Source organism: Pseudoalteromonas sp. JC3, from assembly GCF_030291895.1.
Taxonomy (GTDB): Bacteria; Pseudomonadota; Gammaproteobacteria; order Enterobacterales; family Alteromonadaceae; genus Pseudoalteromonas.
Genome location: NZ_CP127855.1, coordinates 2520627 through 2541670 on the forward strand (window position 1 = coordinate 2520627; position 21044 = coordinate 2541670).

23 protein-coding genes are annotated in these 21044 nt (G+C 41.1%); 15 read left to right on the top strand and 8 right to left on the bottom strand.

Annotation, left to right across the window (positions count from 1 at the left end):
* Positions 1-8 precede the first annotated feature (8 nt).
* Positions 9-281 (bottom strand): HU family DNA-binding protein, encoded by a 273-nt coding sequence (locus QSH61_RS10510; protein WP_010604971.1) that lies wholly within the window; start codon positions 279-281, stop codon positions 9-11.
* A gap of 122 nt (positions 282-403) precedes the next feature.
* On the opposite strand from QSH61_RS10510, the gene QSH61_RS10515 reads away from it, so the two are divergent.
* A complete protein-coding gene (locus QSH61_RS10515) occupies positions 404-973 on the top strand; it encodes an inner membrane-spanning protein YciB (protein ID WP_010604972.1) in 570 nt (189 codons plus the stop codon).
* Positions 974-1063: 90 nt separating this feature from the next.
* Positions 1064-1705 carry a CPBP family intramembrane glutamic endopeptidase gene (locus QSH61_RS10520; protein ID WP_102056944.1) on the top strand — a complete coding sequence of 214 codons (642 nt, stop codon included), beginning with the start codon at positions 1064-1066 and terminating at the stop codon, positions 1703-1705.
* Positions 1706-1777: 72 nt separating this feature from the next.
* Here the strand turns inward: QSH61_RS10520 and QSH61_RS10525 are convergent, their stop codons facing one another.
* Entirely contained in the window at positions 1778-3202 is a 1425-nt protein-coding gene (locus tag QSH61_RS10525; protein WP_206470954.1) for a sodium-dependent transporter, read from the bottom strand.
* 222 nt (positions 3203-3424) lie between these two features.
* Between QSH61_RS10525 and QSH61_RS10530 the strand changes: the two genes are divergently transcribed.
* The 5 genes from QSH61_RS10530 to QSH61_RS10550 all read left to right on the top strand — a co-directional run bounded on the left by QSH61_RS10530 (position 3425) and on the right by QSH61_RS10550 (position 6522).
* A complete protein-coding gene (locus QSH61_RS10530) occupies positions 3425-3724 on the top strand; it encodes a YciI family protein (RefSeq protein ID WP_138583523.1) in 300 nt (99 codons plus the stop codon).
* A 108-nt stretch (positions 3725-3832) separates the two neighbouring features.
* Complete coding sequence (locus QSH61_RS10535) at positions 3833-4090, top strand: PepSY domain-containing protein (protein WP_010374059.1); 258 nt, start codon at positions 3833-3835, stop codon at positions 4088-4090.
* A gap of 2 nt (positions 4091-4092) precedes the next feature.
* Positions 4093-4767, top strand: a complete 675-nt coding sequence (locus QSH61_RS10540) for a response regulator transcription factor (protein ID WP_010374057.1) — start codon at positions 4093-4095, stop codon at positions 4765-4767.
* On the top strand, positions 4761-6104 hold the full coding sequence (locus tag QSH61_RS10545; RefSeq protein WP_102056947.1) for an ATP-binding protein: 1344 nt from the start codon (positions 4761-4763) through the stop codon (positions 6102-6104). The genes QSH61_RS10540 and QSH61_RS10545 overlap by 7 nt, the downstream gene beginning before the upstream one ends.
* Entirely contained in the window at positions 6088-6522 is a 435-nt protein-coding gene (locus tag QSH61_RS10550) for a hypothetical protein (RefSeq protein ID WP_010604978.1), read from the top strand. Before QSH61_RS10545 ends, QSH61_RS10550 begins: the two co-directional genes overlap by 17 nt.
* 121 nt (positions 6523-6643) lie before the next feature.
* Here the strand turns inward: QSH61_RS10550 and QSH61_RS10555 are convergent, their stop codons facing one another.
* Entirely contained in the window at positions 6644-7681 is a 1038-nt protein-coding gene (locus QSH61_RS10555; protein ID WP_010604979.1) for an AI-2E family transporter, read from the bottom strand.
* Between the two features lie 115 nt (positions 7682-7796).
* Here QSH61_RS10555 and QSH61_RS10560 point away from each other — a divergent pair, with 115 nt between their 5' ends.
* Positions 7797-8693, top strand: coding sequence for a TIGR01777 family oxidoreductase (locus tag QSH61_RS10560; RefSeq protein WP_174168742.1), 897 nt, complete (start codon positions 7797-7799; stop codon positions 8691-8693).
* A gap of 14 nt (positions 8694-8707) precedes the next feature.
* Here QSH61_RS10560 and QSH61_RS10565 read toward each other — a convergent pair whose 3' ends face one another.
* Both QSH61_RS10565 and QSH61_RS10570 read right to left on the bottom strand, forming a co-directional pair.
* Positions 8708-10033, bottom strand: a complete 1326-nt coding sequence (locus tag QSH61_RS10565) for a transglycosylase SLT domain-containing protein (RefSeq protein WP_206470955.1) — start codon at positions 10031-10033, stop codon at positions 8708-8710.
* Between the two features lie 41 nt (positions 10034-10074).
* Entirely contained in the window at positions 10075-10653 is a 579-nt protein-coding gene (locus QSH61_RS10570; protein WP_010604982.1) for an LPP20 family lipoprotein, read from the bottom strand.
* A gap of 176 nt (positions 10654-10829) precedes the next feature.
* Between QSH61_RS10570 and QSH61_RS10575 the strand changes: the two genes are divergently transcribed.
* The 3 genes from QSH61_RS10575 to QSH61_RS10585 are packed head-to-tail and all read left to right on the top strand — an operon-like array spanning position 10830 to position 14101.
* Complete coding sequence (locus QSH61_RS10575; protein ID WP_174168740.1) at positions 10830-12491, top strand: COG3014 family protein; 1662 nt, start codon at positions 10830-10832, stop codon at positions 12489-12491.
* Between the two features lie 4 nt (positions 12492-12495).
* On the top strand, positions 12496-13113 hold the full coding sequence (locus QSH61_RS10580; protein WP_174168739.1) for a penicillin-binding protein activator LpoB: 618 nt from the start codon (positions 12496-12498) through the stop codon (positions 13111-13113).
* Complete coding sequence (locus QSH61_RS10585) at positions 13061-14101, top strand: hypothetical protein (protein WP_248298608.1); 1041 nt, start codon at positions 13061-13063, stop codon at positions 14099-14101. Before QSH61_RS10580 ends, QSH61_RS10585 begins: the two co-directional genes overlap by 53 nt.
* 36 nt (positions 14102-14137) lie before the next feature.
* Here the strand turns inward: QSH61_RS10585 and QSH61_RS10590 are convergent, their stop codons facing one another.
* From QSH61_RS10590 to yejK, 3 genes are all read right to left on the bottom strand, one after another.
* The gene (locus tag QSH61_RS10590) at positions 14138-14542 is read right to left on the bottom strand and encodes a type 2 periplasmic-binding domain-containing protein (RefSeq protein ID WP_010374038.1); all 405 of its coding nucleotides are present in this window, start codon (positions 14540-14542) and stop codon (positions 14138-14140) included.
* A gap of 10 nt (positions 14543-14552) precedes the next feature.
* Positions 14553-15629 (bottom strand): porin, encoded by a 1077-nt coding sequence (locus QSH61_RS10595; RefSeq protein ID WP_010604987.1) that lies wholly within the window; start codon positions 15627-15629, stop codon positions 14553-14555.
* 153 nt (positions 15630-15782) lie between these two features.
* Positions 15783-16796 carry a nucleoid-associated protein YejK gene (yejK, locus tag QSH61_RS10600; protein WP_039497545.1) on the bottom strand — a complete coding sequence of 338 codons (1014 nt, stop codon included), beginning with the start codon at positions 16794-16796 and terminating at the stop codon, positions 15783-15785.
* A gap of 65 nt (positions 16797-16861) precedes the next feature.
* Here yejK and QSH61_RS10605 point away from each other — a divergent pair, with 65 nt between their 5' ends.
* The 4 genes from QSH61_RS10605 (at position 16862) to aceK (ending at position 21028) form a co-directional block, all read left to right on the top strand.
* Entirely contained in the window at positions 16862-17074 is a 213-nt protein-coding gene (locus QSH61_RS10605) for a YejL family protein (protein WP_174168738.1), read from the top strand.
* A 4-nt stretch (positions 17075-17078) separates the two neighbouring features.
* Positions 17079-18599: a DUF3413 domain-containing protein gene (locus QSH61_RS10610; protein ID WP_174168737.1), complete on the top strand. Its 1521-nt coding sequence runs from the start codon at positions 17079-17081 to the stop codon at positions 18597-18599.
* A gap of 65 nt (positions 18600-18664) precedes the next feature.
* Positions 18665-19141, top strand: a complete 477-nt coding sequence (locus QSH61_RS10615; protein WP_010604990.1) for a DUF4094 domain-containing protein — start codon at positions 18665-18667, stop codon at positions 19139-19141.
* 162 nt (positions 19142-19303) lie between these two features.
* Complete coding sequence (aceK, locus tag QSH61_RS10620; RefSeq protein ID WP_010604991.1) at positions 19304-21028, top strand: bifunctional isocitrate dehydrogenase kinase/phosphatase; 1725 nt, start codon at positions 19304-19306, stop codon at positions 21026-21028.
* The last annotated feature ends 16 nt before the right edge of the window (positions 21029-21044 follow it).

The following is a 21044-nucleotide window of genomic DNA, read 5'->3' on the forward strand; positions in this document are numbered from 1 at the left end:
TCTTAGAATTAACGCAAGTTATCTTTTAAGGCTTTAGCAGGCTTAAATAATACCTTATTTTGTCCCTCAATGGTGATGGTCTCACCCGTTTGAGGATTACGTCCTTGCTTTGGGGGATGATAACTTAACGCGAATGTCCCAAGTCCATTGATTTGCATCTGATCGCCTTCTGACAAGCGCTTTTTAGTGGCCTGTAAAATGACATTTAACACCGTCTGTGAATCTTTCTTTGTTAATCCACTAATTTCCGCCATTTTTGTAACTAAATCGCTCTTATTCATGCAAATACCTCTGAACCATTGAATGAGCGCAGCAGGCTATGGGTTTCGTTAAAGAAAGTCAATGTTGATGTTCTCGCCGTATCTTGGTAAAACCCTTACAACCAACTTTGTTAGGATAAAAAATGTCATTTTTAATTGAGTACTTACCGCTTATCCTGTTTTTTGCGGTTTATAAGTTTGTCGATATTTTTTGGGCAACGGGTGTGCTAATCATCGCTTCTCTTATACAGGTTGCACACCAATACATCACTAAGCGCGAAGTCGCAAAACGTCATTGGGTATTCTTAGCGATTGCGTTGATCCTCGGTGGAATGACGATTTTCTTCCATGATGAGCAATTTATAAAATGGAAAGCCACTATTATTTATGCAATTTTAGGTGTGGCTTTACTCGTATCGAGGTACTTGTTTAATAAAAACTTGGTAAAAGGCGCACTCGAAGGGGTTTTAAAGTCAGTAGCTGAGAAGGAAAAAAGCGAGATTGATATTGATTTACCAGTAAAAGACTGCGACCAATTAAACCTATTTTGGGCAGTATTACTTTTCTTCATCGCTGGCCTAAACCTTTACGTTGCGTACCACTTCTCTCTTGATTTTTGGGTGAACTTTAAAGTCTTTGGTTTAATTGGGATCACCTTCGTTGCACTCCTCTTTACCATGTTTAAAATTCAAAAATATTTACCTGAAGAGTAACCATTCAAGGTTCATCTGCAGCTGCTATAGTTAACGAGTAAGAGCTAACTATAGCGGCTTATAGCCGCCAAATATTTTGGGGAACCAGCCTTGAACGCAAGCCAATACCGGTGGTGTGAACTCGTATTTGTATTCTTTGTCCTGCCCATTGTCGCTTATCAATTCCGTGATCACCTCAACAATTGGCTTTTTCCAGCACTGATCATTTTAATGGCAGTCTGTACCCATTTACTACTAACCGACCCCCATTTCAAGCGATTTAGGTTAACCAGTTTGGGAGAGTTTTCGTCCGTCAAAAAACGTTTATTCACCACGTTTTTCGCAGGTGCGATGTTTTCAGCCATGCTCTATGGTTTAGTTAGTCAAGGAAATTGGTTTTCCCTGCCGCTCAATTCACCTAGCGACTGGTTATTATTATTATTTGCTTACCCTATTCTTTCTGTCTTACCACAAGAGTTAATTTTCAGGAGCTACTTCTTTCATCGCTATAAAAGGATTTTACCAAATAAAAACAACCGAGTTTTGTTAAGTGCATTGGTGTTTGCGCTTGCTCACTGCGTCTATGACAACTGGATAGCCGTGGCGTTATCTTTTGTTGGAGGACTACTATTTTCTTATACTTACGCACACAGCCGTTCCCTTGCTGTGTGTGTGTTAGAGCATAGCCTGTGGGGGCTGTGGATGTTTACAATAGGAGTTGGGCAGTACTTAGATTCGGGCGTAAAATTTTAGTGGCTTAGTGAAGAATAAACATCGGCGCATTAATACGCCGATGTCATCGTGCCCAAACCAAATGTTCCGTTGCTAGAAGCCAAAGATACTAAATGCAAAATATTTAGTTGCAACGGTATTAATGAAAATAGCTAACAGGATCACCGGGATGAATGTAGATAGGGAGAAATTAATATATTTCTCAGTAAAGCTGCCTACGTACCCCTCTGAACCTTGCGCAAGTTCTTCATTCAAACCAGATTTTTTCCAGCGATAAGTAACAAATAGACACAACAGCAGACCATTCAAGGGTAAAATAGTATCGTAAAACACATCGTAGATTAGGTCAAAGAAGCTCTTCTGAGCATCGCCATAACTTACAAAACTTGTAAGCCAATCCACCATTCCAAAAGACATAGTAGATAGCACAGTCAAGATACCTGTGGTCAACGCTAAGATAATCAATGCCTTTTTACGTGAAATACATTTTTCTTCCATCAAAGTCGCTGTAGGCACCTCGACAATTGACACTAGCGATGTTATCGCGGCAAAGAAAACCAGTAAAAAGAAAGTACCTGCAGCTATTGAGGCACCGACGTAGCCAATATCATCTTGTAAAGCCAATAACAATTTCGGCAAGTAATCGAAAATCATAGATACAGAAGAGTCAGATAACTTACTTGGATCTGTATTCGGATTGAAACTAAAGATAGCCGGAAGTACCATCAGACCTGCGATAAACGCCACTAATGAATCTGTAATCGCGACCATTTTAGAGCTACCGACGATGTCGTCTTTCTTAGAAATATACGAAGCGTATGTGATCAATATACCCATCCCCAAAGACAGTGAAAAGAACGCTTGTGACAGTGCGCCATTTAGCACACTTGCATTCATCTTTTCGAAGTCAGGAACGATGTAATAGCGTACACCTGCCATCGCGTTATCAAGAGTTAATACGTATGCAACAAGGCCAATTAACATGACAAATAACGCTGGCATGAGTAACTTAGCTGCTTTTTCAATCCCTTCTTTTACACCGCCAACCAAGATAAGATTCACGATCACACCCACTATCAACATATAGATGAAAACATTGGTATCGTTGATAAAAGTGCCAAAGTACTTCGGAGAGGCGAGTACATCTAAGTTACCTAAAGCTGTTTGCGCTAAGAAGCCAAAAATCCAAACGGTAATAACCATATAGAAGACGGCAATCATAAACGGCGTGAGTACAGCCAAGAATCCAGCTATTGACCACTTTTTATCATGATTAGATAGCAGCTTATATGCGCCAAACGGGTCCTTTTGGGCTTTCCTACCCATTGCCATTTCGGCCATCATGACAGGTAAACAGATAAACACTACAAATAGTGCATAGATTAGTAAAAATGCCCCACCACCATTTTTTGCGGCGGAAACAGGAAAGCCGACTAAGTTACCAATACCAACAGCAGAACCTGCAGCGGCAAGGATAAACCCTAGTCGGGAGCTAAAATGCTCACGGTTTGCACTCATTGCAATCAACCTTATTATTATTTTCTACAAATATCCGAAGGACTCTACCAGTCAAGCTGAGTGTTTTTCAAGTTTAAATGTCTAATCACTGAAAAACTCTGCGTACATTTACTTTTGCACTGAGGGCGTTTTATCATAGTATTGATAAACGGGCCTGAACAGCCGACAAAATACGTAAAAAATAACAATAATAACCTAGAAACCAATCCGGAACTAATACTTATGCTTTACATGATCTATTCAACCGACGCTGAAAACTCATTAGAAAAGCGTCTTGCTGTACGCCCTGCTCATCTAGCTCGTTTAGAAGAATTAAAACAACAAGGTCGATTGTTTGCAGCAGGCCCGTTACCGGCGATTGACTCGGAAGATCCTGGTGAAGCGGGTTTTACGGGTTCTTTGGTTATTGCTGAGTTTGAAAACCTAGAAAGTGCACAGCAATGGGCGAGCGTCGATCCCTATATTGATGCTGGTGTCTATACTGCTAGTATTGTAAAACCGTACAAGCGAGTTCTGCCATAAAAGTTTACTGAACGTTAAGTTCAGCAAAGGTTAATTACAAAAGCACTAAATTTGTTTGAGATTTATGAAGTTTAGACACTTAGTATCTATGAAACTGTGGAGCTTAAAATGCGATTGCAACTCACTCTTTTAGCGTTGATTTTGGCGTTCGCTTCGAGTGTAGCAGACGCCAATAGCCGCAATGATAAGAATGTAAAGACAATTACAAAAAAAGAAGCTGTGTCTCTGGCGCTTGATAAGTACGCTGGGAAGACGCTTAAGATTTCTGAAGAAAATCAGTTTTTTGTGGTAAGAATTCTCCAACCAGATGGTCGAATTGTTGACTTAAAAGTAAACAAGAAGACAGGTGAAGTAAATAAGGACTAAGGATGCGTATTTTAGTTATCGAAGACGATATTCAACTAGCAGAAAACCTGCGAAATGCATTAGAGAAAGAAAAATATAGCGTTGACTTGTGTCATGATGGTGAGTCTGGATTATTTCACCTTGAAGAATATCCGTTAGATATGGCAGTAATCGACCTCGGTTTGCCAAAACTTGACGGTATTGAAATTATCCGTAGAGCACGAGCTAACGGCGTTAAGATCCCTATTTTAATCTTAACGGCACGCGACCGCTGGCAAGACAAGGTGGAAGGCCTTGATGCAGGTGCTGATGACTACCTCACTAAACCGTTTCATGTTGAAGAGCTAATTGCGCGCTGTAATGCACTTATTAGACGTAGCGCTGGACAAGCAAATCCAGAGATTTGCATTGGTCCAATCAAAATCCATACTCGCTCACAGCAAGTCTGGGTTAACGATAACGAGCTATCACTAACAGCCTATGAATATAAAGTTTTAGAATACTTAATGGTTAACCCACAAAAAGTCATTTCTAAATCTGAGCTCACTGAGCACATATACGATCAGGACTTTGACTTAGACTCTAACGTCATTGAAGTGTTTGTCTTAAGGCTGCGTAAGAAACTTGATCCTGATGGCACTCTGAACCCTGTTGAAACCCTTAGAGGACGTGGATATAGGTTCAAAAATCAGTGGTAAACAGCTCTCAAATTTCGCTTAAAATAAGACAAGGATTTATCCTTGTCTTTGTGCTTATTATTGCCCTTCCCGCGCTATTTTTCTCCGTGGGCAGGGCTTATTACTCTTCTTTAGTCGATGCGACTGAAAAAACATTGGAAGCCCACCTCTACTCACTTATCTCTGAAGTCGAATTTGTCTCTAACGGACTCGAAATGCCTCGCAGTATTCTTGCACCTGAGTTAAACAGATTGAATTCTGATACTTATGCACTGGTCTATCAAGATAACTCCCTCGTTTGGTATTCCGAGTCGGCTGTAAATCTCTCAATTTCACCTGACTTTTCAGAAAACCAGGCTGGAGCATCTGAGTTTAAGCGAGTTGAATATAATGGCGTACTGTTTTGGCAACTTAGCCTGACCGTTATTCTCGGAAATGCAGAGCAATCGCAGCAAGCCCGCTTTGTACTTTTAAAGAAAAATGACGCGCTGATGGAGTTAATGTCAGGGTTTAGAAACACCTTGGTCAACTGGATGCTGGTTATGGGTGTGGTGATAGCCGGATTGATGGCATTTGGGTTTGTATGGAACGCAAGGCCGCTGCAACGACTCGATAGAGAAATTAAAGAGATTGAAGCTGGCGAGCGCGATAAGATCACAGGTCTTTACCCCGTCGAACTCCTAACAATCAAATCCGACTTAAACCTACTATTGGAATCTCAAAAGCGTCAAAAAGAGAGATATAGAGCTTCACTTAGCGACCTTGCGCACGCGTTAAAAACGCCCCTTGCGGTGATCAAATCCAGTCCACTGGCAAAAGATGCAGACGCTCAGGAGCAGCTAGACAGAATCAATGCAATGATCGAACATCAATTGAAACGTGCTGCAACGGGCGCATCCGATACATGGAAGAAGCAAACATCAGTAAAACCCGTACTTGACTCAATACTCAACGCCATGACTAAAGTGTATCATGACAAGCACATTCAATTTTCATCCGAATGTGGTGAGGAGGTTGCATTTTTAGGTGATAAAACGGATTTAATGGAAATTCTTGGTAATATTATAGATAACGCCTGTAAAGCATGTGGTTCCTTGGTCGATATAAAAGTAAGTGCACCTAAAAAGCGCCTACTAATCATAGAAGTAGAAGATGATGGCCCTGGCATTCCAGAGCATCGCCGCTCAGAACTACTAACCAGAGGTGCAAGATTAGACACCTATGAAGCTGGCCACGGCGTAGGAATGGCTATCGTATCTGATTTAGTTAAGTCCTATCATGGCTTGATGCAAATCGGTACTTCCAAACATGGTGGCGCGAAATTTACGATAGAGTTTAACCATGAAAAGAATAATTAGCAGTCTATTGGTATCGGGATTAACCTTTTCTGTGATTGCAGACGACGATGTCACACTACAAGACTGTACGAAGTATGAGTCAACGCATCCGGAAAAGGCAAAAAAATTCCTCATGTGCCTGGATGGCAATATCAACTTACTTGAACGTCATCGTCAAACCTGGATCACTAAGTTATTGCTCGATACTAAAAAGTACCAAGCGGACACTGGTAATACACAGATCTTGCCAATTATGGAACGTGCCCTTCGCAATCAGGAGGAATATATGGAAGACAGCTGCCGGTGGCGATACTTACTAGACATGCCAAACGCAACGCGCTCAGCGACAGCTTATAAAAATTGCAAAATTGCATTTTTAAAAGCACACATCATCGAGCTAAAAAGCAGTAAAGTATTGAAAGAAGATTTGAATCTCTAGCGACATTTTTGATTGGATTATTAGGTGCTAAGCTTTAATAACCTGAGCTTCAGATAATGACGAGTAAACCTTAGAAAGGAGCTGTTTATAGCTCCTTTTTATTTGCCGGATCTCAGCGTTGTTAAGATGGTCTATTATCGGGTTGTTCTGAACCGAGAAGGATTGCAAGCCATTTACCCTCTTCGCTGGTTTCAAGGGCAATTTTCACAACCATGGTAAGTGGCACAGAAAGCAGCATTCCAACAGTTCCGAGTAACCACCCCCAGAAGATTAACGAGAGAAACACTACCAAGGTCGATAAACCTAACCCTCGACCCATAAACCTTGGCTCAATAATGTTGCCCATCAAGGTATTAATACAAATGTAACCCACAGCAACAATGCCGCTCACCAATGGCCCCTGTGTCACTAAGGCCAGAAAAACAGGCGGCACAGCCGCAATGATTGAACCTATGTTTGGAATATAGTTAAGCAAAAATGCAACTACGCCCCAAAGCACGAAGTAATCAACATCTAACGCCCATAAAAAAACGGCCGCCACGACACCAGTCGCCAGTGAAACAAGCGTTTTAATCGCCAAATAGCTATTGATAGAATCTAAAAATCTATCAATTTGCTGCATTTTCATCTCTGGATCGTCTAGTGCGAGATGCACTTTGTGGCCCAAAGAAGGCGCTTCAAAAAGCATGAAGACGACGATAAGCAGAATTAAAAAGCTATTTGCCATCACACCACCAAAGCCAGTCAGCATGTTGGTGGCCACATCGATTAGCTTATTTGGGTCTAGCATGCTAATAAGTTGTTGTTTATCCAATAATATATTGTAGTTCGCTGCAGTATTGACCAACCAAACGAACTTTTCTTGTAAGTCTTCTTTATAAGTTGGCAGCTGCTTAGAGAAATCATTGACTGATTGCCCAACAAGCCCACCAATACTTGCACCAATTAAAATCACAAGTGCGATAATCACCAAAATGGCCAGACCTTTTGGTATCTTAAAACGGGCCAAAAGCTTGAGCATGGGATTACAGATAATCGCAATGAATGCGGCTAATATAAACGGCACAACAATCTCAGACGCAAGCTTGATCCCACCTAACACTAAAAATAGCGAGGCCAAAACCACCAGCGTTTTGTTAATTCCAGTTAGTGAAGACACAGTTCACTCCTTTTGCTTTTTTACCATTCTAAAACAAACCACCTATAATGAAAATGAGTGATCTAACTCCTTGCTAAAACGTAAGTTTATTTGATTACAATAAAGAGTATTGAGAATGAATATATTCATAACAGGCGCTACAGGATTAATTGGTAAAAAGCTATGCCAATTTTTAGTACACAAACATAATCTGGTTGTACTGACCCGTTCGCCTTCAAAAGCTGTAAACCTATTACCAGGAGGGGTTAGCTGCGTCACCGATACTGATGATGTCGACTTTAATGAGCTTGATGCGGTCATTAATCTTGCGGGTGAACCAATAGCCAATGGCCGGTGGAGCAAAGAAAAAAAACAAGAGATCTACAATAGCCGGATAAAAATCACTGAGCAAATCGTTACAGCGATAAACACTGCGACGTCACCGCCCAAGGTGTTTATTTCAGGTAGTGCAATAGGTTTTTATGGACGCCAACCGGATAACTTGACCATCACTGAAGATTTCAAGGATTACCATGATGAATTCTCCCATAGGCTGTGCCGAGATTGGGAAGATACCGCCTTTAGAGCCAGCTCCAGCCAAACTCGAGTATGTATAATAAGAACAGGCATTGTGCTTTCAAAATCGGAAGGTGCTTTAGATAAAATGTTACCGCCTTTTCGATTTGGCGTTGGCGGCCCGATTGGTTCTGGAAGACAGGTGATGTCTTGGATCCATATCGACGATATGATTCAGGCGATAATGTATCTACTTAAACATGACGAGATCTGCGGTGTTATTAATGCAACAGCCCCAAACCCGGTATCAAATAAGCAATTTTCTCAAGCCTTAGCACGCGCTATCTCACGCCCTTGCCTATTTACCGTACCACCGTTTGTCCTCAAATTGGCATATGGTGAAATGTCAGAATTGCTACTGTACGGCCAATACGTCGTACCAAAAAGACTTCTCGATGCAGGTTATCGATTCCGCCACGATCATATTGAAGATGCCTTGAACGCACTTAACTTATAACTTTGTGCAATACTTTATTCAGATGATATATAGAGCTTTTCCCGCGTTAAGACTTTGTCCAGGTAATGTTTGGTTTCATCATACGGTAAACTCTTGTCTAGCGCTGCTAGTACGTTTTCTGGCGAGAGTGAATTAATTATCTTTGCTGCTTTTGTAATTGATCTCGAATCATCAGCATTAAAAACACGAGCAACATTTCCAGCACCGGTGTTATAAGCCGCAATCGTGCAATACTTACGACTAAGTGGGTTATGTATTTTACTCAGGTAGCGCTTATCTAGAATATTCAGGTAAGCCGTCCCCGCTTCAATATTATTATCCGTCACATATAGATAAGGTGCCGACATCGGTTCATCGCGATTGTACAACATACGATTCACATCAACACCCGCACTCGTCGGTACTATCTGCATCAAACCAAACGCAGGAATGTGTGACTTTGCCATTGGGTTAAAGTGGCTTTCGGTGTGCATAACCGCAAAAATTAAACTAGGTTCAATGTCAAAGCGCTTCGCTTGTGCATTCACTTGCCTAACATAACGTTCTGCTCGATGCTTGGAAAGTTCAGTCTGCTTGGGTAGCTTAAGCACGATTTCAGATACGACAGTTGCTTCACTTTTACCAGTATTACTAGCTGTTTCTAATAGCTTTTTAAGGCGTTTTTGCTTTAACAACTCCAGCTTTTTCTGTTGCGCTTGTTGTTGAGCCTCTGCTAATTTTGAATCTTCACCGTCAATGATGGCCTCATCCGTCTGACGTTCTATGTAGCGTTGCTGTTGTTCGAATTGGCTATCTATTTGCTTTTTCGCTGCGATCAACGCTTTTGCACGAGCAGCGTTATCCACTTCACGTTTCGTTGTTTCACTTTGGTTTATCGCGAGCGTATCAACATTAAATACATCAATTACTGCACGGTCTTTCGCGGTAAATTCCTTGTATAGGGCTTGAAGTTGAGCCTGAGATACCTTTTCATCTTCTGCATGCCTAATGCTTACTACCAACTCATTGGCTTCAAAGTCGACAACCATTCTGGATGATAAATCGTCACTGTAGGTGACAAATGCAGCTTGATCAGCAACAGTTATATCTCCCCACTGTTGGATCACGTTATCACGAAAGGCATCGTACTCTTCAAAATGCTCTTCGACATAATCAGCAAACTCACTTAATTGTTGGCGTTTATATTGCTCAAACTCGCTCAGCTCTTCATCACTAGGCTCGGAGGTTTGCCAACGTGACATTTTCTCTGATAGCTCTTCAAAAAGCTGGGCTTGACTCGCCACCGCACTTGGAATGGCACTTAACGCCATGACTAAAAATGAGTATATCGATTTGCGCATAGAGCGTTCCTTTCAAAAAATTAAAGCGTGAAACTCACGCTTTAATTAGTTAGCCTTGCAATTTCCTTCTCCAGATCTTTTTCTGCTTTGTAAGCTTTAAATTCTTGATATAAAAACTTTTCATCTTGAGGGTTTACACTGCGCTTACTTTCTTTGATCAAATCTTTGAAAAGTTCTTTAGTCTGATCAGGTGATAACGTCGTCAATGCACAGAAATAATCTTTACCAGAAATATCGATAACATCGGCCTTAACGATACGAGAGCCATTTAATGTTTGTTTAGTCAATTGTTTGGATACAGAGCTAAAGGTTGCGCCTACCGTTGTGTCATCGTTTGCATCTGTACGGTTCGCGAATGTCTTATCAAGGCCTTCAACACGGGTTTCAATTTGCTGAGCTAACGCAAGACGCGCATTTGCAACCGCCATTTTTTGATCGATTGAAATGTTGCCCGAGTATTTCACACAATCTGCTGCAGCTATACCATCTTCGATTGTTGGATTGAGAACCCATTCTGGAATATTAACTCTTGGGCTTGAAGCCGCATCATCTTTACTTGAACTACAAGCCGATAGCATCCCTATAACGGCCACTGATATAAGTAGTTGTTTTGCTTTCATGTTGGGTTCCTTAATTGCCCTGATTACGGAATAAAATTTATCAAAAAAATTATTGATTAACAGTAATAAATTGTAAAAACGATTTTTAACAATTTAGCACTTTCAATTCAATTTTTTACTATTTAATTTATTGTTATATGATTGAACACCACAACACTGCCATTATAAGAACAAGTATGCAAGGAATGCGATTCCAAGTTGATTTATATAACTTCATGATAAAGCTCTTTATCTTTACAGGTTGCTTGATGCTGAGCGGCTGTAACTTGACCCCTAAAGCCAACAAGCAGGCCATAGAATACGCGGAGCAAGGAGATTTTATCTCAGCCCAACAGCGTATTGACGATGCCTATAAAAATTCATCTAGTGACGAATTATTGTATTACCTAGAATCAGGCATGTTAGCTCACTTACAACATCATTATGAGTTAAGTAATCAACACCTTTCTCACGCAAAAGAAATTATTGAAGCCGCTTACACTGTCAGCATCAGCGACCAGCTTTTTTCTGCTTTTACTGGTGCGAGTTACAAAAAATATACTGGCCGTGCTTTTCATAAACCTATGATCCATACATTAATGGCGCTTAATTATGTATCGTTAGCAAACGCATCAAAAGTGAATCGTGTTGCTATGTATGACTCTGCACTGACAGAAATGCGTCAACTGGATTTATATCTCTCTCAATTACAGCAACAAACCGGAGGCTACGTAAATCAGCAAAAGGCAGGAAATGATATTGAGCAAATTTTTAAAGCGATTTTTAATCAACCATTTATCAGCGGTGAACTTGAGTATAAAGACGATGCATTTGCACAGTATTTAAGCGGCGTTCTATATGAGCAACAAGGCGAGCTAGATAGTGCTCGGATCCAATATGAGCGAGCGGTGAGCGCATACAAAAATGGCTTTAGTAAACAATACAAACTAGGTCAATATGCAGGCCAACAAGCACAGCAAGACCTCAACAGAGTGGTTGCAGACAAGGAAGAAAACTACTTCACATTAGTTCAAAGCTTAGGTGTATCACCGCAACGCAAAGAGTTTAACCTTTACCTTAGACCTGATGAAGAGGCACAAGCATTAGTGATTACGCCAATTTATTGGGGAACAAAAGAAGAACGCCAAGCCCAGTTCGCATGGTTTAATTTAATGTTTGCTGATACCAGTCTGTTTGATCTCATTCAAAACTATGCAACAGGCGACTTTAGCGATGTTGTATTAGGCACTGTCACAAAACGCTTACCTCTCGGTGATAAATTATGGCAAAAAGCCGTAGACGAAGGGGTGATTGATGCACTCAAGTATGGCAGTAGAATCTCGGTTACTTACTTACAACCTCATAAAAATGATATTCAACATGTTACGCTTTTCGCCAACGGACAAAAACTTACAGAATTACACCCCTTTTATTCGGTAAACTTACTCACACTGTATGACGCGCTAGGTAATGCCAATATGGAAATTTACACCGCTATTTCACGAGAAGTGTTAAAAGCAGTCACAGCAAGTAAAGCTATAAAGCAAGTTGGCATCCAACAGAACTCGCTGTTGGCAGGGCTTGCTCAGCTAACATCATCTGTCACCAACGCCATTACAGCAGCGGCAGACACAAGGCAATGGCAATCTTTACCGGGTGAGATTAGAGTAGCTCGAGTGAAATTACCCGAAAATACCACTCACCTGCAATTGCAAACCCAATTAAGGACTGGCAGAGTAATTAAACAGGATATACCGCTGACTCAAACAGCACCATTGCTCAGCCACATTCGCACCTTCACCGGTGTAGCTGAACCAGAAAAACAAAATTATTTATCATCTCTAACTAACATGGACTGAATACATGAAGCCTAAATTTGCAGTTAAATTAGTTGTCCCAATGCTCATCGCGTCTTGCGCAGCTATGACGGGTTGTTCTTCAACAACCAAAGTGAGTCGCGTGGACGCCAATGAAGAAATAGCGCTTTCAGATAAATGGAATGCCAAAGACTCTCAGTTAGTTGCTGAAGCAATGATAAGCGATATGCTCGGCTTCCCTTGGGTACGTGAACACCGTGCCAAAGAAGGCACTCGACCCGCAATCATTATTCAATCTGTTCGTAACAAGTCGCATCAGCATATTGCAGTTGACACTTTTTTGAATGACCTCAAGCGCGCCATATTGCGAAGCGGGCAAGCTGACTTCGTCGCAAACCGCTATGTACGAGATGAAATTCGTGAGGAAAGGCGAGACCAAGAGCTTAATTCAAGCCTCGAAACTCGTAATGAGATCGGCCAAGAGCAAGGTGCTGATTATGCACTATCCGGCACGATTAACTCATTTGTTGATGAACAAGGTGGTAGTCGAGTCACTTTCTACCAAGTAGATCTTCGATTAATAGACATGACGACTAACCGAGAGGTGTGGAATGGACAGAAGAAAATTCAAAAACTTCAAGAGCGCAGCGGGTATGGCTTCTAAACGTCTAGCGTTACCTCTGTGTATTCTACTTAGTTTATCTGCCTGTCAGTCTACCAAGCAGGCTGTTGCAAAGGAAGAAAGCTTACCCACTTGGGCTACACAGCAACCGAGCTCCGATTATCTAGTGTATGGCGTTGGTTCAGCGAGTCATATTGTAGATAGGACGGAAGCCAAACTTGCCGCCCAAGAAGCAGCTAGATTGGCGATTGCCAAACAGTTAAATGTGGAAATTGAAGGAACAACACAAGTTGCTCAAAGTCAAGCTAATGGCGATTTTTCGTATCGAGTGGATGAGATTTTATATTCTCGAGTCCCAAGTATACAATTACAGGGGATCAATATTGAGCAGGAGTTTTACTCCACAGAGCAAAAAACGGCCTATGCCCTTGCCTCATTTAACAAGATTGAGTCAAGAATGCACGCTGAGCTTGATATTAGACAACTTGACGAAGAGATCAGTAACGCGACTATTTCGGCACTAACCAATTCAGAAAAATTAAAAGAAGCGATGGCAATTAAGCGACTAATTGCTAAAAGACGCAAAGCAAACGAATATCACAGGCAATTAGGTGGAGGCAGCATTGCCATACCAGCCTCAGTGAGCAACAAAAACAAAATGCTGAATGATTTTATTCAGTCATTAACTTTTAGTATTTCATCAAAGTTTTGGGGACAGGAGTCTATCCGTAACCAGTTAGCCGAAAGCTTGACTAAGCAAGGTCTTACTGTTGTGGGTGAAAAACAAAGTGCAGACTTTCAAATTGATTTTAGCGTTGATTTCGAAGACGTGAAGAAAAACAGCACTTATTATGTTTTTGCCAACTCAAGTTTAAAACTCATGGAAAACGATAAAGAAAAGGCGCATGTTTCTGCACAAATAAAAGCAGCGTCTAGTTTTGAGAACATGGCTAAGTCTAATGCTGAAGAAAAGTCAGCAAAAATGCTAAGCAAAAAGCTGACGATGTTAATCATTGATAGCAAAATCTAAAGTAAGGCCCTTTTATAGGGCCTTACTTATCCCTTCCTAGAATGACTTCACCACTTTAACGCTGCTATCTGCAGCTCCCGAAGATACAAACCCAATTAGGTTAGGGTTACTCGCAACGAGTTTAAGTACCTCAGCATCATCGGCGGCTTCTTTTGGTGGCGTCCCTTTTCCAGTAAATACTAATTTTGACCAATAAGCTTTAAGTTGACTTGATGACTTATTAAGTACCTTTTCATTAAACTCATCGGTTACCGTCGAACCATCAGCCTGTGTTATCGGAAGTGCTTTAGAGCCATCGGAGAATGACTTTGATTTACCAATAAAAATTTGCTTAATTTCGTTTTCATCAAGTGTAGAGGTATTGGCAGGATTGACAATGACATCCACGGCTAGGCAACTAAAAGCGCTGCAAAGTAGAGTAAGTAAAAATAATTTTTTCATGCTTCTCTCCTTAAAATACCATGTCGATGCCAATTGTAATGGCTTTACTATCACCTGCGACCGCTAAACCAACGGAGTTATCCTCTACCTCATCGTACTGAATCTTGAAAGCGGCGGAGGAATGAAAATCCCAACGTACTCCAAACGAAGTGGTTTCATGGCTTTCGGCATCGTCGCCCTCGCCTTCAAAATCTGCGTAAGATACGAATGGCGTGATATTGTCAAAGCGATAGCCCAGTGTCAGCATCTTAGTGTCTAGATTGCCGTCTAAGTCCAACCGATTTAGCTCAGATAAAATAAAGAAATTTCCCCAGTCTGCATTTACTGCTAAACCATAAAACTTACCATCTCGCTCATCACTCCCCTCCCATAAAACAGGCTCTCCAGAGCGATACCGCTGGTTGGTGTAACGCATATGGGTTAAACGCACTTCAAGCCAATCATTACTGGTTTGAATTACGCCGCCTAGGATGTCTTTCCAGATTTCTCTAGTTGGCTCTTGAAAGAAAAACTCGCTCAACAGCTTATTGTCATCATCGTCTTCTTTACCGGCGTAAATATTCCCGCTTAATGACCAGTCGCCTATACTGCCGCTGTAGAGCATATTGATGCCATTATAATTAAAGATTTGCCAGGTGTAGTTGTCCGCGGGTGCCCGCATCCAAATATAGGCGTAACCCACATCATAAAAGTCGGAGTAATAGAATAGTGGTAAGCGCTTTTTACCTGCTTGGAACGTCCAATTCTCATTAATCTCATAAGACAAGTAAGCCCATTCGAACTTTGCATCAAAATCGTCTGCGCCGCGCGCAACAATTTGACCAGTAACACTTAAACCTTCTGTTAGATCAGCACTAAATTGAAGGCCCATCAGTGTTTCAGGTTCAAATGAGATATCCTCGTCGTAAACACTGACGATAGGATAATCGGCGAGAAATATTGGATCGTTTATTCCGAATTGTGGAACACCACTTCCGCTCAGCACCTTACCAGCATTGATACTTGCGAATCCGGAAAAGTTAACCTCTGCATGCCCTGAAAAACAGGCAAGGCAAAGGGTACAACCTAAAGCTAGTTTCATCTTCATTGTGATTCATCCCAATTGCTTGTTCTACAAGTACTACATTGCAAGTATAGTTAAATTTAAGAAAATGCTAGCAAAAGCAGAAAATTGATATAAATATTTGCAGAAAAAGGGATGAAATAGGAACAAAAAGCAGCATACGCTGCTTTTTAACAATTAAGATTCGTCGTTATAATAACGTTCTATTTGGTCCTTTAAGTTAGGCGGCACACCTTTAATCGTAAGTGTATCAGTCGCAGCATCATAAATAACCCGCTCACCCAAATGCTTACGTTCAAAGCCAACGCTTACTCCACCGCCGAGCCCAGAAAATTTCACCATACTCGTTACTGTCTTTTTATCGACAGGAAAGCTTTCTTCCAGCTCATAGCCCTGCTCTTTATAAAAGTCTTCAAACTTTACGTCTGAAGACTTAGAAAGCGTCTCGGACAGTGTATTAACATCTGCGTCCTCGCCGCTTGAAACACAGTCGTTACAGTAATCAAAAATTTCCTTGCGGATGTCGTCTTTTTCTGACTTTTCAAATTGCTGTGTAGACAAATAATCCTCAACCGCGTGTAACATAGTTTGTGATTGCTGCTTTGGATCGATCCCCTCTTCACAACCAAGAAAATCTAAAAAGAAATCAGCAACTTTTCGACCAGCACGCCCCTTAATGAAGGAAATATAACGGTTTTCTTCTGCGGCTGTATCCCAAGCATCTAAATCGATTCTAGCAGCCAATTGCATACGTGAAATATCTAAGTGTTTTGCTGCGGATAAGTCTAAGTCTGAGGTAATCGTGTAATGCTCTTTAATATTAATCAGTGCAATCATAATAAAATTGCTGGCAACATACTGATAATGACAAAACACTAAATACCCAGTTTCATGAAATGCATATTTATTAAGCTCTTCTTTAAGCACATTGGTTGCTTCTTGGGTTAAATTCCAAAAGTTAAGCTCATTATTTCTATAACTCTGCATCGCAGACGCGACCACACTGCTTTTTTCGCCGCTAAAAGCACAGAACCCTTTACCCGGTTTGCCATTGTAGGCATGGTGCAATTGTTCAATGAAAACATTAACTTTGTCATTGATTTGCATTTCATCGTCACGTAGATGTATTTCGGTATCTTCGTCTTGTTTGTCTACATAGTGAACAACTAGTTTTTTTACCTCAACGCTCATCTTTGTTTTTCACGCCTCTAATGTTAAAATGTAAAAATTATTGCTTTTATAAATTGAACCAACTGATGCCTATCCAATCAAAGTATTCCAATAAACAAGTAGAAGAAATTGTTGACCAATTAGTTAATGTATTAAGCTCGCAAAACGCACCAGTTGATCTCAGCTTAATGTGTTTGGGTAATTCTATCACGCACATTCTAAAAGAACATGTTCCAGAGAGTAAGAGACTATCTGTTGCCGAAAATTTTGCCAAAGCACTTACACAATCAGTAAAGTAACGGAATGAATCTTACACCGCACAGCCCTTTTTCATCAAAAGCAAGTCAATTACTCAGCTGGGGACACTGGTTTACCTTTGCTAACATTGGCTTGGTTTTATTGATTAGCTCAGTTTATTTGTTCGCCGACAAAGCGCCAAGTACCTTTGTCGGTTGGTTTTATATGCTGATCACGTGGATAAGCCATACCAGTTTTATCACTTTTTGTGCGTTTGTATTAACTATCTTTCCGCTTAGTTTAATATTCCCTTACCCGCGACATATTCGCGGGATGGCTGCAATTATTGCCTCGGTTGGTATTGTTGTACTAACAGTGGATGCCTTTGTTTACCTACAACTTGGCTACCATATAAACCCAGCTTCGCTTTCCGATATTTTTGTTTTATTGTGGGAAACCTTAGTCGGATCATCCCTCATTAATCTCATTATTACCATTGCAATGCTTGGACTGGTGCTCACTTTTGAACTACTCGCAGGTAATTATGCTTGGCGTCATTTGGCCGAGCTTAAATCCTATAAATTCCCTCGCTATGCAACGGGGACCATTGTTACCTGCTTTGCGCTCAGTCACAGCCTGCATATTTGGGCCGATGCGAATGCCTTTTTCGATATCACTAAGCAAGATAATGTATTACCTCTCTCATATCCTACAACCGCAAAGAGCTTACTCGCCAGACACGATTTACTTGATATCGAGCAGTATGAAGAAGCGCACTCATTGAGCATTGGTGATACGCATTCAAAATACAAAGCCCCTGTAATTTCGGCGGTATGCAAAGAAAAGAAAGATACCACAGAGCAACCTATCAACGTTTATGCTTACACAGATGAGGCGCTGTTCCAAAAAACAGCAACAGCACTTCAGAGCAACGGTAAAAATAACGTGTTCCGAATGGATTCTGTTTTACGCGCAGGAAATAGCAGCGATGCGCTATTCAGCCTGATATACGGTCTACCGAGTTATTATAAAGAGTCTGTCCTGCTACAGCAGCAAGTTCCGGTATGGTCAATTAATAATGACTTAATGAGTGTTAATGCTAATGGCGAGTTCTCTTTTGTTCCTTCTCATCAAGCAAGTAAATTAACAATCATTGAAGTAAGTGACGAAATTGACATTGATAGTTCAAAGCCGTTCGTGGCAATTGATATTAGTGCACAGCAAGCGACGGTGTTAACCAGTTCTGCAGTAACGAACATTGAGCTGTTTGCTCAGGCTTCTGGTCTTGTGCAGCCCAATGACATCACCTACACCCTGTTAAGCTCTTATCTAGGCTGCGACCCCCTTGCTCAACAAAGTATGCTGGCATCGAACATTAAAACTCGCTCTCATGCAGAAGGCGTTAACTTTACGCAAGGTGTCTTAGTTGCCTTCAAAAAAGACAAAATCACCTTAGTCAATCAAGATGGTAGCTTCAAGCAGATGTCAGCAAAGGAAGGCTTTGTGTTAAACGGTAATTTAGATATTCCATTTTTAATACAAAGTATTAAGACATTAAAAAAATTCACGGCCCCTGAAGCGCAATAACCTTGAACAAAGTGGGATGTCATCTATGGTTAAGTAGATATTAACTGTTACAGCAGGGATGCCATATGCAATTATATCTAAAACTACTTGTACTGATTTTTGTTTCTACTCATTGTTTCGCCACAACAACGGTAAAATACTTTAAATGCACGACCGATAGAGGCATCGTTTTTAGCCAATTTCCCTGTTCGGCCAATGCGACCCAGCATACGATAACCACATCCGATCCTAAAGCCTCGGCTCCCTCAGAGCAGCACTATAAAACGTTAAACAATTTGGAACGTAACCAAATTGCGAAAAGGACAAAGCGTGCACTCAGAGCCAAACACCATGAAAAAGCCGTGCTCAATCGCAAAAGAGATACCGCAGTTAGAGAGCAACAAGATCAATTAACTAAACTGATGAATGAAGACAGGCGCAAAAAGGTCGTCAGACAAGTTAAAAAGGAAATAAAGGCCATTAATAAGGCACATGCTAAAGCGATTAAAAGCCTAGAGAAAGAGATTTCAAAATTAGAAAAGCAACTCAAAGAATATGAGTGATATAACCGCTCAATTACATTGGTTGTTTTTTGAGAATCACACTTGGTCTATGCGCATTCGCTATAGTTATGCAAATACCTTAACTGGTATTACCAGATGACTTTTCGCACATTACCTTGTAAAGTGAAACCACTCCGCGTGGATAATTTATGAGGGATGTAGATGCAAGCACAGCAGTTAGCAGAGCGAATTTTATCAGGTTTTCAAAACCACTATCACGCATTTGTAAAAATTACCAAACTGGCACCCATCGCTTTTGCTGCTCAAAATTGGGGAGAGATAGAGCGGATAAGTAAAGCGAGGATCAGCCAATACGATAGTAAAGTTGATGAAACCGCACAGAAGTTAATACAACTCTATGGCTCTACGCAACTGGATGAATCGCTATGGTATAAAGTAAAACAGGCTTACCTTGAGCGTCTTACCTTTCACCCTCAACCAGAGCTTGCTGAAACTTTCTATAATTCAGTTTTTTGTCGCCTCTTTCACCGCCGATATTACAATAGCGATTTCATTTTTGTTGAAACCCAGCTTGCTAACGCCACATCACTCCCTGTAGAAGCAGAGTATCGAAGCTATTTTCCAGTCGTCAGTGGCCTCAAACCCACCATCAAAAGAATCATTGAACACATTGACTTTCATTGTGAATTTGAAGATTTAGATAGAGATATTCGACTACTCGTTAAGGCGTTTCTTAAACAAGCACCTAACACCCATCATCAGGCGCACTTAATGCGCTTCGACATCCTCAGCGCACCTTTCTATCGTAATAAAGGCGCCTATATTGTCGGCCGAGTGGTATCTAAATCTGGTGTACAGCCGTTTATCATTTCGGTATTACACGCACAAACTGGGGGCTTACTGATCGATGCGCTGCTTACCAACAGCTCACAAATGCGGGTGATTTTTGGTTTTGCGCGGGCTTACTTTTTAGTAGAGACCCACGCCCCATCTGCGCTAGTTAAGTTTTTAAATCAACTCATGCCAAATAAAACAAAGGCTGAGCTTTATAACGCCATCGGCTTTCATAAACAGGGGAAAACCGAATTTTATCGTGAGTTTTTACACCACTTAGCTAATTCCGAAGAACAATTTGAAGTCGCTCCAGGTACACCGGGTATGGTGATGATGGTATTCACTCTGCCAAGCTTTCCCTATGTTTTTAAAGTGATCCGTGACCAATTTCCAGAAAGTAAGCCATTTACAAAAACAACCGTTTTAGAGCGCTATCAACTTGTAAAACGCCACGATCGCGTAGGTAGAATGGCAGATACAATTGAATATTCCGATGTGGTGATCCCACTTGCACGTATTTCACCAGCCCTTTATCAGCTATTGCTGGACTCTATCTCTCAAAGTATACGTATTGAGGGGGATAATATGGTGATAAAGCACTTGTATATTGAACGCCGTATGACACCGCTCAACCTCTTTGTACAGCAAGCCGATGAAGAAACGTGTGAGCAAGTCATTAGAGATTACGGCTATGCGCTCAAAGAAATGCTCGCTGTAAACATTTTTCCAGGTGACATGCTGTTAAAAAACTTTGGCGTGAGTAAACACCATAGAGTTATCTTCTACGACTATGATGAGGTGCAATATCTCACGGAAATGAACTTTAGAGCGCTGCCAAAACAAGGGCTAGATAATATGTACGACTCTGGCGATATTTCCAGTGCACCACAAGACGTCTTTCCTGAACAGTTGTGTACATTTGTTCTGACAAATCCTACACTAAAGGAAATGTTTCTGCGCCATCATGCTGATTTGGCTGAGGTGTTGTTTTGGCAGCAAGCACAACGAGATATTCGTGAGAAAGTCGTAAGACATATTTACCCTTATCCACATGACAATCGCTTTCTCCAAAATGCCAAAAAAGAAGAATAATACAAAGGAAAACTGA

Coding starts and splice junctions, on each gene's coding strand:
- QSH61_RS10605 (WP_174168738.1), top strand. CDS start 16,862: ATGCCTATCCAATCAAAGTATTCCAATAAACAAGTAGAAGAAATTGTT.
- QSH61_RS10580 (WP_174168739.1), top strand. CDS start 12,496: ATGAAGCCTAAATTTGCAGTTAAATTAGTTGTCCCAATGCTCATCGCG.
- QSH61_RS10530 (WP_138583523.1), top strand. CDS start 3,425: ATGCTTTACATGATCTATTCAACCGACGCTGAAAACTCATTAGAAAAG.
- QSH61_RS10575 (WP_174168740.1), top strand. CDS start 10,830: ATGCAAGGAATGCGATTCCAAGTTGATTTATATAACTTCATGATAAAG.
- QSH61_RS10595 (WP_010604987.1), bottom strand. CDS start 15,629: ATGAAGATGAAACTAGCTTTAGGTTGTACCCTTTGCCTTGCCTGTTTT.
- aceK (WP_010604991.1), top strand. CDS start 19,304: ATGCAAGCACAGCAGTTAGCAGAGCGAATTTTATCAGGTTTTCAAAAC.
- QSH61_RS10550 (WP_010604978.1), top strand. CDS start 6,088: ATGAAAAGAATAATTAGCAGTCTATTGGTATCGGGATTAACCTTTTCT.
- QSH61_RS10560 (WP_174168742.1), top strand. CDS start 7,797: ATGAATATATTCATAACAGGCGCTACAGGATTAATTGGTAAAAAGCTA.
- QSH61_RS10610 (WP_174168737.1), top strand. CDS start 17,079: ATGAATCTTACACCGCACAGCCCTTTTTCATCAAAAGCAAGTCAATTA.
- QSH61_RS10565 (WP_206470955.1), bottom strand. CDS start 10,033: ATGCGCAAATCGATATACTCATTTTTAGTCATGGCGTTAAGTGCCATT.
- QSH61_RS10585 (WP_248298608.1), top strand. CDS start 13,061: ATGGACAGAAGAAAATTCAAAAACTTCAAGAGCGCAGCGGGTATGGCT.
- QSH61_RS10570 (WP_010604982.1), bottom strand. CDS start 10,653: ATGAAAGCAAAACAACTACTTATATCAGTGGCCGTTATAGGGATGCTA.
- QSH61_RS10590 (WP_010374038.1), bottom strand. CDS start 14,542: ATGAAAAAATTATTTTTACTTACTCTACTTTGCAGCGCTTTTAGTTGC.
- QSH61_RS10615 (WP_010604990.1), top strand. CDS start 18,665: ATGCAATTATATCTAAAACTACTTGTACTGATTTTTGTTTCTACTCAT.
- QSH61_RS10540 (WP_010374057.1), top strand. CDS start 4,093: ATGCGTATTTTAGTTATCGAAGACGATATTCAACTAGCAGAAAACCTG.
- yejK (WP_039497545.1), bottom strand. CDS start 16,796: ATGAGCGTTGAGGTAAAAAAACTAGTTGTTCACTATGTAGACAAACAA.
- QSH61_RS10525 (WP_206470954.1), bottom strand. CDS start 3,202: ATGAGTGCAAACCGTGAGCATTTTAGCTCCCGACTAGGGTTTATCCTT.
- QSH61_RS10515 (WP_010604972.1), top strand. CDS start 404: ATGTCATTTTTAATTGAGTACTTACCGCTTATCCTGTTTTTTGCGGTT.
- QSH61_RS10535 (WP_010374059.1), top strand. CDS start 3,833: ATGCGATTGCAACTCACTCTTTTAGCGTTGATTTTGGCGTTCGCTTCG.
- QSH61_RS10510 (WP_010604971.1), bottom strand. CDS start 281: ATGAATAAGAGCGATTTAGTTACAAAAATGGCGGAAATTAGTGGATTA.